Below are 13,683 nucleotides of genomic sequence, written 5' to 3'. Positions count from 1 at the left end.
GCCACCGGATCCCGACGCTGTCTCCACCCACCCCAAACAAAGGAACTGTCATGTCGACCATCACCTCTGCACGCCGTGCTCGAACGCTCGGGTTTACCGCTCTCGCGGGAGCTGCAGCAATGATGCTCGCCGGCTGCGGCACCGTCACACCCGAGACCGCGGCTGCCAGTGGGAACGAAGAAATCACCGTCACCGACGACCAGGGTCGCGAGATCACGCTCGACGGGCCGGCGCAGACGGCCGTTGTGCTCAACAGCTACGGCAACGAGTTCGTGCGTGCCATCGGGGCGGGCGACCGTGTCGTCGGCGTCGACAGTACCTCCCTCGAGCGCCTGCCCTACCTGGGCCTCAGCGAGCAGGACGTTGTGTCGCAGGGTCTCAATGAGCTCAACTACGAGGCGATCGCCGAGCTCGACCCCGACGTCGTCATCGTGCCGCGCAACGCCGTCTGGGAAGAGGCGGCCACCCAGCTCGAACCCTTCGGGATCCCGGTGGTCGTCGCGACCGCCTGGGACAACTCGGTCTTCGACGACACCATCTCGTTGCTGGGCGAGGTGTTCGGCGAGGAAGCGGGCGCCCAGAAGGTCAAGGACTTCCACGAGGAGATCTCGGGCGTTATTGCTGAGGGCATCGACGGCACCGAGGCAAAGCCCGTCTACCTTGAGACCGTCGACCCGTACCTCACTGTGCTTCCGGGCTCGGGCTTCCACGCTCTGATCGAGGGCGCCGGCGGCGAGAACGTCTTCGCGGATGCCGGGGGAGGCGACGTGCAGGAGGAGCTGACCGTCGAGCCCGCCGAGGTGGTGCTGCGCAACCCCGCCCTGATCCTGCACGAGTACGACCCCAGCGCGGTCCCCGTAGACGCGGCGCGCTTCGAAGCCACCCGCCAGGAGATCAGCGCTCGCCCGGGCTGGAGCGGCATCGACGCGGTCGCGAACAACCAGGTGTACGTGACGAGCGGCTTCGCGACGAGCGCGCTCTCGAAGTCCATCGGCGCGCTGTACCTGGCGACCTGGCTGCACCCGGAGGCGTTCGCGGACGTGAACGCCGACGAGTACCTCGAGCGCTGGGTCACCGAGTTCCTCGACACCGACTTCGCCGGTGCCGACGCCTACGTCAGCCTCCCGGCGGGTGCCGCACAGTGACGCAGCGATTGGAACAGGTCGTGAGCACCGGGCCGGATCCGGCCGACGCAACAGCCCCAGCCCCCGCCCCGGCGGTCGTGCCCGAACCGGGCGACCGCCGGGGCGGGGGCGCGCGCACCGCGCGTCACCGCACCCTCGCTGAGCGGTTCTCCGGCGCCCGCGGCGTGATCCTGCTCGTCTCGGTGCTGCTCTCGCTGCTCGCAATCGGCGGGTCGATCGTCATCGGCACCGCCGGCATCACCCTGCTCGACGTGTGGAAGGCCGTCCAGCTGTCGCTCTTTGGCGGCACGCTCGAGGCTGACTTCGTGCGGACCTTCTCGATCATCACCGAGCTGCGCTTCCCGCGTGCCCTGCTCGCCTTCGTCGCGGGCGCCGGGCTCTCGCTCGCCGGGGCGCTCATGCAGGGGCTCCTGCGCAACCCGCTCGTGAGCCCCTTCACGCTCGGCGTCTCGCCCGCGGCCGCGTTCGGGGCCGCCATGGCGATCACGATCGCGGGCTCGAGCTCGCTGCCGTCGTGGGCGATCATTCTCAGCGCCCTCGGCGTCGCGCTCGCGGTCTCGGCCCTGGTGCTCGCGCTGGCCTCGGCCAAGCGCATGGCCGTCGCCACCCTGCTGCTGCTCGGCATCGCCATCACCCAGCTGTTCGAGGCGATGACCGCGGCCCTGCAGTACATCGCGAGCGAGAACACGCTACAGGCGATCGTGCGCTGGACCTTCGGCTCGGTGAACGACGCGACCTGGAACGACGTGTGGGTGGTCGGGGCGATCGTGCTCGTCGGCCTTCCGATCGCGCTCTGGTTTGCGAAGGACCTCAACGCGATCGCGTTCGCCGGCGACGACGCCGCGAAGAGCCTCGGCGTCAACGTCACGGTGCTGCGCGTCGGGCTCATCGGGCTCTCGGTGCTGCTCGCCTCGGTCGTGGTGAGCTTCTGTGGCGTGATCGGCTTCGTCGGGCTCGTCGGGCCGCACATCGCCCGCCTGATCATCGGCTCCGACCACCGCTTCCTGCTGCCGTTCTCGGTGCTGTCGGGCGGCCTGCTGCTGCTCGTCGCCGACACGGTGGGCCGCACGATCCTCGCGCCCGCGGTGATCCCGGTCGGCATCGTCGTCGCGTTCATCGGCGCCCCGATCTTCATCAACCTGATTCTGACGCGGAAGAGCAGCCTGAAATGAGTCTCCAGATATCCGATGTCGAGTTCTCGTACCCCAAGCACAAGGTGCTCAAGGGCGTCTCGCTCGAGGTGGCCGAGGGGAGCTTTTGCGCGCTGCTCGGGCCGAACGGCTCGGGAAAGTCGACGCTCACCAAGATCCTGGCGGGCATTCAGAAGCCGAGCGAGGGGCGAGTCAGCTTCGACGGGGTCGACCTGCTCGGTCTTCGCCGCCGAGACCACGCCCGCACGGTCGGTTATGTTCCGCAGTCGGGCGAGGCGCCCTTCGACATGACCGTGCGCGAGGCGGTGCTGCTCGGCCGCACCCCGCACTTCGGGCTGCGCCCCAGCCGGAAAGATTGGAACAAGGTCGAGGACGCGATCGACCTGCTCGGCCTCGGCGAGCTCGAGCATCGCCGGCTGTCCGAGCTCTCGGGCGGGCAAGCGCAACGCGCACTTGTCGCGCGGGCCATCGCGCAGGACACGAAGCTGCTGCTGCTCGACGAGCCCACCTCGGCGCTCGACCTGCGCTATCAGGTCGAGACGCTGCAGCTCGTCCGCTGGATCACGCGTCGGCGCGGCATCACCGCGCTCATCGCGATTCACGACCTGAACCACGCTGGCCGGTTCTGCGACCAGACGGTGCTGCTCAACGGCGGCAAGATCGTCGCCTCGGGCAGCCCGGTCGACGCGTTCGACGAGGAGACGCTGAGCGAGGTCTACGGCCTGCGCGTGACGGTCGAGAAGCGAGACGGCTACGCGGAAGTGCGCCCGGTCGTGCAAGAGATTGAGTACCAGATCTGATGGCTGAGTTTCGCGAAAACGACGCGGCCGCCGCGGTGTTCGACGTCATCATCGTGGGCGGCGGCCCGCGCGCGGTGGCGACGATCGAGCGGATCGATGCGCGGGTGCGCGCCGCGGGAGAGCCCGCGGCGTCCGCCCTCGTCATCGACGCGGTCGAGGTCGGGGCCGGGGCGACCTGGCGCACCGACCAGACGCCGTGCTTCCTGAACAACACGACCTCGGCCTCGACCACGGTGTACCCCGACGAGTCGACCCCGATCGACGGGCCCGCGGGCGACGGCCCCACCTTCCTCGAGTGGGCGCGGGCGGTCGCCGAGCGCGGCAGCCACGAGGTGCCCTGGGCCGTGGAAGAGGCCCGCGGGGTGACTCCCGGCTCGTTCCCCACGCGCCGGCTGCAGGGCGTCTACTACAACGACCAGCTCGCGCGGGTCTCGCGCCTAGGCGGCGTCACGCTCGCCCGCGCCCTCGGCACGGTCGTGGACGTCGCGCGCGCGGGGGCGGCAGACGGTGCGCGGGCAGGATCCGGGGCCGAACAGGGCAGCGACGAAGCACGCACCGTCACGCTCGCCGACGGCCGCACCTTCCGGGGCCGCGCCGTGGTGCTCGCGCAGGGAATGGTGCAGGCGCTGCCGACGCAGTCCGTTGAGCACTTCGCCGACGCGGCGGGCCGCATCGGTCTCTTCTATATTGCGCCCGGCATGCCCGCCGAACAGCCGTGGCACCGCGTTCCGGCGGGCCAGCCTGTCATCGCGCAGGGCCTCGGCGCGAACTTCTACGACGTGGTGGCCGAGCTCACCGCCGGCCGCGGCGGCACGTTCGAACCGATCGCGGGAGCCGCACACGGCCGACTCCGATACGTGCCCAGCGGTGCCGAGCCGATCATCTTCGCCGCCTCGCGGCGCGGCGTGCCGTACCGCTCGAAGGGCGACTACGGCGAGGCGGGAGCGCCCCGCTTCACCGCGCAGATCGCGCGGGCCGAGTGGTTTGACGAGCTGCTCGCATCGGCGCCGCAGTCGCTTGATTTCGGCGCGGACGTGTGGCCGTTCATCGCCGCCGAGTTCGGCCTGGCCTGGCTCACGGCGGCAGAGGCGCGCACGCCGGGCACCGTCGCCGTCGGCCTGGGCGAGGCGCAGCGCGCGCTGCGGGCCGCCGCCGCGCAGGACGTCGTGTCGGCGGGGTCGCGTTCGTGGCCGGGGGAGGTGGCGCACCTCGACGCGGCGCTTACCGCGCTCGTGCCCGACGAGCGCCAGCGCTTCCGCCTCGACGAGCTACGGAGGCCCACCCTTGGCGCGGTGCTCACCGCGGAGGAGTGGGCAGCGCGAGTGCAGCGGCTGGTCGACGACGAGCTCGAATCGCTCGCGAGCCCCCGCACCAGCCCGCACCAGGCGGTCAGCCGCGCCATGGCCGCGCTGCGCGGACGCGTCTCGCAGCTCGCGGTGCGCGGCGTGCTCACCCCCGAGTCCGAGGTGCGTGACGTGCATGGGTGGTTCAACGCGGACAGCCTGTTCCTGGCGAGCGGGGCCCCGGCGTCGCGCGTTCGGGAGGTGCTGGCGCTGATCGATGCCGGGGTCGTGCAGCTCGTCGGCCCCGACACCCGCGTCAGCGTCGACGAGGCCGGGGGAGTGTTTCGCGCGGCGTCGAGCATCTCGGGCATCGAGGTGACGGCGCGGGCGCTCATTGAGACGCGGATGTCGAAGGGCAAGGTCCCCTCGACGAGCGACCCGCTGCTGCGAGAGCTGATCGGCCGGGGCGATGCGCGCATCCACGCGCTGCGCGGGGCCGACCGATTTGTCGAGACCGAGAGCATCGACGCGGTGCCGCGCGACGCGCCCGCGCACCCGCTCTCGCTCGTCGACGCTGCGGGGGAAGCAGACCCGCGCGTGCTGGTGCTCGGCATCCCGGCGGGCAGCACACAGCCGGGCAGCGCGATCGGCGCGGCGCCCGGCATTCCGTCCCCGCTGCTCGCGGGCGCGGACCGCGCGGCCGAGGTGGTGCTTCAGCTGCGTTCGTGGGCGGGCAGCGTGAGCGCGCGGCTGGAGTCGTCCCGTCGGTGAGGGGCACCTGTTTCCAGCGGGCGGTCCGGATCCTGCCCGGTTATCCGCCGCTCAACGAAAGGTGCCGCCGATCGAACGCGAGCTCTTGAGTTCGATCCGATCGGCGGCACCCCGGGGGCTGCGCTGGCAGGCGCCCTACGCGAGGACGCGCGTCCCCACGATCTCCACGAACTCGTTGATGTCGGTGTTCGTCTCCCACACCCCTGCGAGGTCGCGCGCGGCGAGCAGCACCGCACGCGCGGCCGGGGCGCGAAGCGCGGGCTCGAGCGTCTCGATGTCGCGCACCTTCGCGGCGCCGACGATGCGGCGGGCCATCTTGGCGGACGCGAACAGCAGCGCCTCCTGGCGGATGCGGTCGAGGCGGCGGCGGGCGAACGCCTCGCCGAACAGGCGAGTCTCGTGCCAGCCGGCGGCGAGGCGCAGGAACTCGGCCTCGAACGCGACCCACGTCTCGGAGACGAGCGAGAGCGCCCAGGCGGCACGCTCGGCATCGCCCAGCGCGTTGGCGCGGGCGGCCGCGAAGCTGTAGTTCGCGAACAGCGCGCCGAGGTCGAACGCGATCGGGCCGTAGAACGCGAACTCCGAGTCGAACGCCTTGACCGAGTCGGCCGCCTCGCCGTCGGCGCCGCGCACCATGACCGAACCGGTGTGCAGATCGCCGTGAATGAGCGCCTCGGCCTGGGTCATGAAGCGCCACTTCGCCTCGCCCATGGCCAGCGCGAACACCGGGTCGGCCGCGAGCGCGTGCGCGTCGTCGGCGTTCTCGGGCAGCACCTCGTTGCGCCCAATGTCGAACACGGGCTCCGTGAACACGAGGTCCTCGGTGATGACGCAGAGATCCGGGTTCTGGGTCGAGGCGATGCGCTGCGAGACCTCGGTGCGATCGAGCCCGAGCATCGAGGTGCCGACGGCGACCGCCGCGACATAGCGGCCGAGCTCGGCGGCCACCCCGTCGTGCCGCTCGCCGCGGTTCAGCGCGTCGCGCCACACCGAGTGGTCCGAGAGGTCCTCGATCACGATGATGAAGCGCTCGGGGTCGTACGAGATGACCTCAGCGACGAGCTCGGGCACGAGCGCGTGGTGGGTCTGCATTGACACGGCCTCGCGCGTCGCGCGCTCGGGCGTCATCGGCCAGCCCTCGCCTGTCATCCGCACGTACGGCAGCGATTGCTTCAAAATGATGCTGCCGCCCTCGCTGTCCGCGACATGGAAGACGAGGTTGAGGTTGCCGTCGCCGATTTCGCGGATCGCGGTGATCCTGCCGGCGTCAATGATCGAGTGGGTCTCGTCGCGCGAGCGGAGGTAATCGCCGATGTTGTTCGCGTCGAGGAATTCGTAATCGTAAGACATGCTCGTCCTTTCAGGGACAGTGACCGAGGGCGCGGGCTTAAGTGGCGGGGGTGTATCTCACCTTTTTGCGCGACAGGGTGAACGAGAACAGCAGGGCGAGGATCACGACGAGGCCCTTGGCGGTGTCCTGATAGAAGTACTCGAAGCCCATCATGGTCATGCCGGTGAGCACGATAACGACGAGCACCGCGCCGAGCAGCGTGCCCCACGCGTTCGGCTTGTTCAGCCCGAGCACCGAGGTGCCCACGAGCGCGACGGCGACGGCCTCGAGCAGGCTCGAGGCGCCCGCGTTGACGTCGCCCTGGCCGATCCGGGCCACCAGAATGATGCCGGCGATCGAAGCGAACAGCGAGGACATGACGTAGGCGGCGCCGCGGTGGAAGCCGACGCGGATGCCCGACAGGCGCGCGGCCTCGGGGTTCGCGCCGATTGCGTAGAGGATGCGGCCCCACGAGGTCTTGGTGAGGATGAACCAGCACGCGGTGACGAGCACGAGCATGATGATGACCGGGATCGGCACGGGGCCGACGGTCCCGCGGTCAATCAGCAGGAAGGCAGGATCGAACTTGCCGGGGGCGACCGTGCCGTCGGGCATCGTCATGCCGGAGGACACCGACTGGCCCGAGACGGGGATCATCTTCGCGCCCTGGATGACGAACATCATGCCCAGCGTCGCGAGCAGATCGGGGATCTTGCAGACGACGATGAGGAACGCGTTGATGAGGCCGACCGCGAGGCCCGCGACGAGGACGAACGTGATCGCCATGCCGGCGGTCAGGTTGTAGAACACCATCGACATGGCGGCGAGCTGCACGCTCAGCCCCGCGATCGAGCCGATCGAGAGATCGAGGCCGCCCACGATCATGCTGAACATGACGCCGAGGCCGAGAATCGCGGTGACCGAGGCGAACTTCAGCATCGAGAACAGCGAGTTGGACGTGGCGAAGGCCGGCTCGGTGAACGCGAAGAACGCGAACGCGACCACGGTGACCGCGAGGAACCCGTACTTGACCACAATGTCTCGTACGCGATCCAGCGTGTTCAGCCGCACCTGGGCGGGAATTGCTGATGTATCGGCCACTTTAGGCCACCTCCGTCATGCTCTGAACGATCTGTTCGTTTGTAATTTCTTGGGCGCGCGCGTCGAGGGTGATGGTGCCCTCGACCATGACGATGATGCGGTCCGCCATCTCGCGGATCTCTTCCACGTCGCTGCAAATCATGACGACCGCGCTGCCGTTCGCCGCCTGCTCGCGGGCGCGCGTGGAGATCACGCGACGCGCGCCGATGTCGACGCCGCGGAACGGCTCGTCGAGCACGAGGACCTTGGGGGAACGCTGCATCCAGCGCGCGACCATGACCTTCTGCTGGTTGCCGCCCGAGAGGGCGTCGACCGCCTGCTCGGGGCCGGTCGTGACGACCGCAAACTGGTCGATCGCGTGCTGCGCGCGCGAGCTCTCCTTCGCGGTGCTGAGGGTCAGGCCCTTGAGAACGTCGCTGAGGAAGGGGAGCGAGAGCGTGCGTGCCACCGACCAGCCCGGCAGCATGCCTTGCGCGGCGCGGTCCTCGGGAACGAGGTACACGCCCTGCGCGATCGCCGCTTTCGGGGAGGTGGGCGCGTAGGGGGCGCCCTGCAGCGTCATGGTGCCGCTCGTGTTTTTGCCGGCGCCAAAGATGCGCTCGGCGAGCTCGGTCTTGCCTGCGCCGATGAGGCCGATCACGCCGGTGACCTCACCGCCGCGGATCTCGAGGTCGATCGGGCGACTGGACTCGAAGATCTGGTGGCCCTCGATGCGCAGCACGGCCTCGGTGCCGCGCAGCTCGTCGAGCTGGGCGGCGTCGCTCAAGACGCCCTCGCCGAGCATCGCGGTGACTGCGGCGCCCAGGTTGAAGGGGAGGGTCTGCGTGTCGACGATGCGTCCGTCGCGCAGCACCGCGAGCTCATCTGCGAGCGAGTTGATCTCGCTGAGCCGGTGCGAGACATACAGGATCGCGACGCCGCGATCGCGGAGCTTCCGCACGATCGCGAAGAGTCGCTCCGACTCGCTCTGCGAGAGGGTCGAGGTGGGCTCGTCCAAGATGAGCACCTCGGGGGTGGTGGACAGGGCGCGCGCCAGCAGGAGCATCTGGCAGTCGGCGATGCCGAGCTCGTAGACGTCCTGGCGCAGAAATGCGTCGTCCCAGTCGAGGTCGAGAGTCGCGGCGATTTCCCGCGCCCGCGGCAGCAGGCTCCGCAGCGAGGCGATGCGGGCGGTCTCGCCGAGCGCGATCTCTTCGAACAGGAGGTTCTCGGCGACGCTGAGGCCGGGCACGATCGCGTCGTCGATGCGCTGGTGCACGGTGCGAATGCCGAGGCGAACGGCCCCCATGGGGGTGTCGTACTCGACTGTCTTGCCGCCCACCTGCACCTGACCAGCGGTCTGGTCGTGCACGCCCGCGAGCACCTTGATGAGCGTCGACTTGCCGGCGCCATTCGCGCCGAGCAGCGCCGTCACCTTGCCCGGAAAGAGCTGCAGGTCCACCCCTTTCAGTACTCGGTTGGGGCCGAAGTTCTTCATGAGGTCGACGAGCGCGAGCGCCGGGGTGGTTCCTGTGGGGTCCATGTGCTGAGTCCTCGAGGGGTTTGACGGGGTGCCCGCACTCGCGGGCACCCCGTTCGGTTTAGAAGGAGACGACCGGGATCCAGTCCGCGGCCGAAACTTCCGAGATGTTCAGCGACGGCTCGGCCGCGCGGAGGTCATCCATGTTCTTGATCTTCTTCTCGAGCAGCATGTCCTGGGTGACCAGGATCGGCGGGAAGTCGACCGTGTCAACGTCGAGCTCGCCGGCCATGTGCAGCGCGAGCGTGCGCATGACGGCTGCGCCGATGGCGTTCGGGTCGGTCGCGCCGGTGGCGACCCAGCGGCTGCCCTCGGCGGTCATGAGCTCGATGTCGGCGTTGGAGATGTCGGCGCCGTAGACGAGGATGTCCTCGGTGCCGGGAACCTGGTCGAGGCCGGTGAGCGTGCCCTTGGTGAACTCGTCGTACGGCGCGTAGATCGCCTTGACGCCCGGGTTCGCCTGCACCGACGCGGTCACCATGGGGGCCGTGTCGGTCGCGGAGGAGTTGGTGAAGTTGCCCGTCTTGAACAGCTGCTTCCAGCCGTTCGCGGTGAGGGCTTCCTGCCACACGACGTCGCGGCGGTCGAGCGGGGCGATGCCGTCGTAGTTGACGTAGCCGACGTCGACGCCCTCGCCGATGTCGGCCTTCATCTGGTCGAGCACGAGCGAGGCCATGAGCGCATCGGACTGCTGCGTCTGGATGGCGTCGGGCGCGCAGGCCTGGATCTCGACGTCGTAGATGATGACGAAGATGCCCTTGTCGATGGCCTTGTTGACGCCCTCGCAGAGCGTGTCGGGGAGGCCGTGGCGCACAATGATGCCCTCGGCGCCGGACGAGATCGCCTGGTCAAGCTGCGACGCCTGCTTGGCGTTGTCGCCCTGCGCGTCGAACACCTGCAGGTCGATGCCGATGGCCTCGGCCTGCTGGCGCGTGCCGTTCAGGTACTGCTGGAAGTAGTCGCCCTGGCCCGACTGCTGCACGATGGCAATCTTGGTGCCCTCGGTGTCGAACGGAGCGGGGGCGTCGGCGGTCGCTGCCGCGACGCTCGCGCCCTCGCCCGCGGCCTTCGGGGCGGCGGTGTCGCCCTGCGTGCAGCCCGCGAGGGTGAGCGCCAGGACGGCTGCGGCGCTGAGCGCACCAGCTGTTTTCATCATTCGCATCGTTGCGTTCCTTTCAATCTTCATGGTGTGTTCGGTCCTGCGGTGATCTAGCCGTTGCTCGTGGCGGGGTAGAGCGGCTGAGGCGCGCGATCGGCCTCGACTACTCCGTGCTCGGTCACGATGGCAGAGATCAGATCATGGGGGGTGACGTCGAAGGCGGGGTTGAACGCCCGAACGCCCTCGGCGGCGGCGCGGACGCCAGCGAACGAGAGCACCTCGTCGTCCGAGCGCTCTTCGATCTCGATGGCGTCGCCCGTGAGCGTCGACTCGTCGACGGTTGAGTAGGGCGCGGCGACGACGAAGGGGATTCCGGCGCGCGCGCAGGCGAGGGCGAGCGCGACGCTGCCGACCTTGTTCGCTGTGTCACCGTTGGCGGTAATGCGGTCGGCGCCGATGACGGCGAAGTCGACGAGTCCGCGGAGGATGGTCGAGGCCGCAGCGCCGTCCACCTCGACGACGTGGTTGATGCCGTCGTTCTTCAATTCCCAGCTGGTCAGGCGCGTGCCCTGCAGGAGGGGGCGCGTCTCATCGACATAGACGAGCTCGAGCTTGCCTCGGTTGTGCAGTTCATGCAGGATCCCGTATGCCGTGCCCCACGCAGTGGTGGCGAGCGCGCCGGTGTTGCAGTGGGTCACTGCGCGCAGGGGGCGGTCCCCGACGCGGGCGAGCAGCCAGTCGGCGCCGAGCGACGAGAGCTTGCGGTTTGCCGCCTCGTCCTCAACGGCAATCGCGTGCGCCTCGGCGAGGGCGCGGTCGAAATCCCCGCCGGCGACCGACTCGACTCGGCGCGCACCCCAGGCGAGATTGACCGCGGTCGGACGGGCGAGGGCGATCGCGTCGATCGCCGCGGTCGTCTCGGCCGCGCTCCAGCCCTTGCGTGATCCCTCGAGCAGCGCGAGTGCCACGCCGTACCCGCCCGCGGCGCCGAGTGCCGGGGCACCGCGCACGGCGAGGCGGTTGATCGCGTCGATGAGCACATCGCTTGAGTCGACCTCGAGGTAGGTCTCTTCGCTCGGGAGGAGCGTCTGATCGAGCAACCGGATGTGAGACTCGGTTCCCGCGTTGACCCATTCAATTGCGCGCACCATGCGTGGTGAATCCTTTCGACGTCGCTGTCGTCCCGCAGCGAAGCGCGAGAAGATCTGTTGAGGAAAAGCTATTGGTTGTCTTACAACCTTGTCAAACGTTGTAGGGTTCTCTGTACATTAGGGCGGGTCAAGGAATCCACGAAAATGGGGCGCAATGTTGCGCAATCTTGCGGAAGGAATCAGACGTGGCAAAGCCAGGATCCCGGGTAGCGCTGGTGGGCGACGGAGTGCGGGCATCGATCCGTTCGGGGGAGTACGGTGCGGGCGATCGCCTCCCGACCGAAGCGACGCTCGCCGAGCTCTACGGCGTCTCTCGCCCGACGGTGCGGGCAGCGCTGCGCGAACTTGAGGTCGGCGGTCTCGTAAACACCCGGCACGGAGTGGGGTCGTTCGTTGTTGAACGCCCTGCGGTGCACGTGGGGCTCGAACGCCTCGACTCCATTTCCGAGTCGATTCGCGCGACCGGCAAAGAGCCGGGGATGGTGTTCAAGGCCAGGAACCTTCGGCCGCTGCTGCCCGACGAGGCCGAGAAACTCGGGGTTCCCGGGGACACGCTGGCGCTCGAGCTGCGCCGAACGATCCTGGCCGACAACGTGGTGGTCGCCTTTTCGTACGACCTCATGCCGGTCGGCGTGTTCCCTGAGGGCGGCGACCCGGAATCGGTGCGGGGCTCGCTGTTCGAGTACCTCCGGGTCGACCGTGGCATGCACCCGCACCATGCCGTCGCCGAGATCCATGCCGTGCAGTCGGACCACATCGCGTGGGAGACCCCGCCCGGCCAGTCCGCCCTGTACGTCCTGCTCGATCAGGTGCACTTCGATCACGCGGACCGGGCGCTCCTGTACTCGCGCACGTACTTCCTCGAGGGGCGTTATGTCTTCTCGATCCAGCGGACGACGTAGCTGCTCGGCGTAAGAAGCTGACAACGGCGCCTCAGATGTATGACAACTGTGGCCCTGCCGCAGGGTGATGATCCGAGGCGGACCGGGCCTCGCCCCGGCCCGGATCCTGCGAGAGCACACGCACAAAAGAGTAGATCTGCAGCAGATCGAACGAAAAGGGGCTTTTCGGTCATATCTGCTGCAGATCTACTCACGAGTGAGAATGGCGGCGCTACGCCACCGTCGCCTCCAGTCGGCGCCCCAGGTTCTTTGCGAACAGCAGGATCACGACGGCGAGCACGACCGAGATCACATACGCGATCCGCATCGAGCTCAGGTCGGCGATCGGGCCGATGAGAGCCGCGCCGAGGAGGAACCCCACGTAGGTGAACGTGTTCGCGCGGGCGACGGCGACGCCGCTCGTGTCGAGCGTGCCAGCCGCGGCGAAGGCGAGCGGCGCGATCACGCAGAGGCCGCCGCCGGCGAGCGCGAAGCCGATGAGCGCCACCGCGGGCACCGGGGCGAACACCACGGCCACCATTCCGACGAGCGCGATCATCGAGCAGACCTGGATGACGCGGGTCGGGCCGAACTTCCGGATCAGGCGGTCGGCGCTGAGCCGGCCGATCAGCATCGCGGCGCTGTAGCCGCCGTAGGCGAGCGCGGCGATGCTCTCGGGCGCGAGCAGGGTGTCGTGAAGGTAGACCGAGCCCCAACTCGACGCGGACGACTCGATGAAGTACGCGGACGTCAGCACGATGCCGATGCCGACGACCGGCAGCCACGGCACGCGGACCTTGAGGGCGCCGCGCTCGACCTGGTCGGTGAGAGCCGCGCCGATCCGGGCGTGCACGAGCGCCGGGCCGTAGCGCAGCACGAACGGCATGACGAGCAGGAAGATGAGCGCGAAGAACACCCAGAGTGGCCAGCCCGCGGCGGCGGTGCCGGCGGCGGCGAGCGACGCGACGATGCCCGCGGTGCTGTAGATCGCGTAGAAGCCGACGACGATGCTCTTGCGGTATCGCTCTTGCAGCGCGACCGCCTTCATGTTCATGGTCGCGTCGACGGTGCCGAACGCGATGCCCATCACGAGCCAGGCGGGGATGAGGACGACGAGCGAGTCGGCGAAGCCGATCGCGACGAGCGCAACGAGCTCGGCGATGAGCGCCCAGCGCAGCACAATGTCGCTGTGCACGCGCTGCACCACACTGCCGGTGATGAGTGTCGCGGCGCCGGCGAGCAGCGGCAACGCGAGAGTGAGCAGCGCGAGGGTCGAGTCGCTGAAGTCGAAGCGATCCTTGATGGTGGGAAGGCGGGCGAAGAGCGCGCCGAAGCCGAGCCCTTGCGCGAAGAAGACGACGAACAGGGCGGTGCGGGCGCGCCGCATGCCGTCCGTGACGTGACTCAGATCAATCGATGGTGCGGTGGTCATGGTTCTCCTTTGAACCGAGA

Annotated in this window: 11 protein-coding genes; 5 read left to right on the top strand and 6 right to left on the bottom strand. The window is 68.9% G+C overall.

Features of this window, described 5'->3' with window-relative positions; genetic code table 11:
• Positions 1 to 50: 50 nt before the first annotated feature.
• Genes KOE53_RS09935 through KOE53_RS09920 form a run of 4 tightly spaced genes read left to right on the top strand, consistent with a single transcriptional unit; the run spans position 51 to position 5,150 of the window.
• Positions 51 to 1,145: an ABC transporter substrate-binding protein gene (locus KOE53_RS09935; RefSeq protein ID WP_223160193.1), complete on the top strand. Its 1,095-nt coding sequence runs from the start codon at positions 51 to 53 to the stop codon at positions 1,143 to 1,145.
• Positions 1,142 to 2,317, top strand: coding sequence for a FecCD family ABC transporter permease (locus tag KOE53_RS09930; RefSeq protein ID WP_353055631.1), 1,176 nt, complete (start codon positions 1,142 to 1,144; stop codon positions 2,315 to 2,317). The genes KOE53_RS09935 and KOE53_RS09930 overlap by 4 nt, the downstream gene beginning before the upstream one ends.
• On the top strand, positions 2,314 to 3,096 hold the full coding sequence (locus tag KOE53_RS09925; RefSeq protein ID WP_188058347.1) for an ABC transporter ATP-binding protein: 783 nt from the start codon (positions 2,314 to 2,316) through the stop codon (positions 3,094 to 3,096). Before KOE53_RS09930 ends, KOE53_RS09925 begins: the two co-directional genes overlap by 4 nt.
• Positions 3,096 to 5,150, top strand: a complete 2,055-nt coding sequence (locus tag KOE53_RS09920; protein WP_188058346.1) for an FAD/NAD(P)-binding protein — start codon at positions 3,096 to 3,098, stop codon at positions 5,148 to 5,150. Before KOE53_RS09925 ends, KOE53_RS09920 begins: the two co-directional genes overlap by 1 nt.
• A 135-nt stretch (positions 5,151 to 5,285) precedes the next feature.
• Here KOE53_RS09920 and mtnK read toward each other — a convergent pair whose 3' ends face one another.
• Genes mtnK through mtnA form a run of 5 tightly spaced genes read right to left on the bottom strand, consistent with a single transcriptional unit; the run spans position 5,286 to position 11,350 of the window.
• Positions 5,286 to 6,500: an S-methyl-5-thioribose kinase gene (gene mtnK, locus KOE53_RS09915; RefSeq protein ID WP_188058345.1), complete on the bottom strand. Its 1,215-nt coding sequence runs from the start codon at positions 6,498 to 6,500 to the stop codon at positions 5,286 to 5,288.
• Between the two features lie 37 nt (positions 6,501 to 6,537).
• Positions 6,538 to 7,581 carry an ABC transporter permease gene (locus tag KOE53_RS09910; protein ID WP_188044530.1) on the bottom strand — a complete coding sequence of 348 codons (1,044 nt, stop codon included), beginning with the start codon at positions 7,579 to 7,581 and terminating at the stop codon, positions 6,538 to 6,540.
• A 1-nt stretch (position 7,582) separates the two neighbouring features.
• Positions 7,583 to 9,103 carry a sugar ABC transporter ATP-binding protein gene (locus KOE53_RS09905; RefSeq protein WP_188058344.1) on the bottom strand — a complete coding sequence of 507 codons (1,521 nt, stop codon included), beginning with the start codon at positions 9,101 to 9,103 and terminating at the stop codon, positions 7,583 to 7,585.
• 58 nt (positions 9,104 to 9,161) lie between these two features.
• Positions 9,162 to 10,262, bottom strand: a complete 1,101-nt coding sequence (locus KOE53_RS09900; RefSeq protein WP_188044528.1) for a substrate-binding domain-containing protein — start codon at positions 10,260 to 10,262, stop codon at positions 9,162 to 9,164.
• Positions 10,263 to 10,309: 47 nt separating this feature from the next.
• A complete protein-coding gene (mtnA, locus tag KOE53_RS09895) occupies positions 10,310 to 11,350 on the bottom strand; it encodes an S-methyl-5-thioribose-1-phosphate isomerase (protein ID WP_188044527.1) in 1,041 nt (346 codons plus the stop codon).
• Positions 11,351 to 11,535: 185 nt separating this feature from the next.
• On the opposite strand from mtnA, the gene KOE53_RS09890 reads away from it, so the two are divergent.
• Positions 11,536 to 12,252: a GntR family transcriptional regulator gene (locus KOE53_RS09890; protein WP_188044526.1), complete on the top strand. Its 717-nt coding sequence runs from the start codon at positions 11,536 to 11,538 to the stop codon at positions 12,250 to 12,252.
• Positions 12,253 to 12,463: 211 nt separating this feature from the next.
• On the opposite strand, the gene KOE53_RS09885 is transcribed toward KOE53_RS09890, so the two are convergent.
• Positions 12,464 to 13,663 carry an MFS transporter gene (locus tag KOE53_RS09885; RefSeq protein WP_188058343.1) on the bottom strand — a complete coding sequence of 400 codons (1,200 nt, stop codon included), beginning with the start codon at positions 13,661 to 13,663 and terminating at the stop codon, positions 12,464 to 12,466.
• Positions 13,664 to 13,683 lie beyond the last annotated feature (20 nt).

This window comes from Leucobacter sp. CX87 (genome assembly GCF_018682295.1).
Classification (GTDB): Bacteria; Actinomycetota; Actinomycetes; order Actinomycetales; family Microbacteriaceae; genus Cx-87.
This window is presented reverse-complemented; position numbering and strand designations above follow the sequence as displayed.

Excerpts from the sequence above, each read along its gene's own strand:
- KOE53_RS09935 (WP_223160193.1), top strand. The coding sequence starts at position 51 with ATGTCGACCATCACCTCTGCACGCCGTGCTCGAACGCTCGGGTTTACC.
- KOE53_RS09925 (WP_188058347.1), top strand. The coding sequence starts at position 2,314 with ATGAGTCTCCAGATATCCGATGTCGAGTTCTCGTACCCCAAGCACAAG.
- KOE53_RS09920 (WP_188058346.1), top strand. The coding sequence starts at position 3,096 with ATGGCTGAGTTTCGCGAAAACGACGCGGCCGCCGCGGTGTTCGACGTC.
- mtnK (WP_188058345.1), bottom strand. The coding sequence starts at position 6,500 with ATGTCTTACGATTACGAATTCCTCGACGCGAACAACATCGGCGATTAC.
- KOE53_RS09905 (WP_188058344.1), bottom strand. The coding sequence starts at position 9,103 with ATGGACCCCACAGGAACCACCCCGGCGCTCGCGCTCGTCGACCTCATG.
- KOE53_RS09900 (WP_188044528.1), bottom strand. The coding sequence starts at position 10,262 with ATGCGAATGATGAAAACAGCTGGTGCGCTCAGCGCCGCAGCCGTCCTG.
- mtnA (WP_188044527.1), bottom strand. The coding sequence starts at position 11,350 with ATGGTGCGCGCAATTGAATGGGTCAACGCGGGAACCGAGTCTCACATC.
- KOE53_RS09885 (WP_188058343.1), bottom strand. The coding sequence starts at position 13,663 with ATGACCACCGCACCATCGATTGATCTGAGTCACGTCACGGACGGCATG.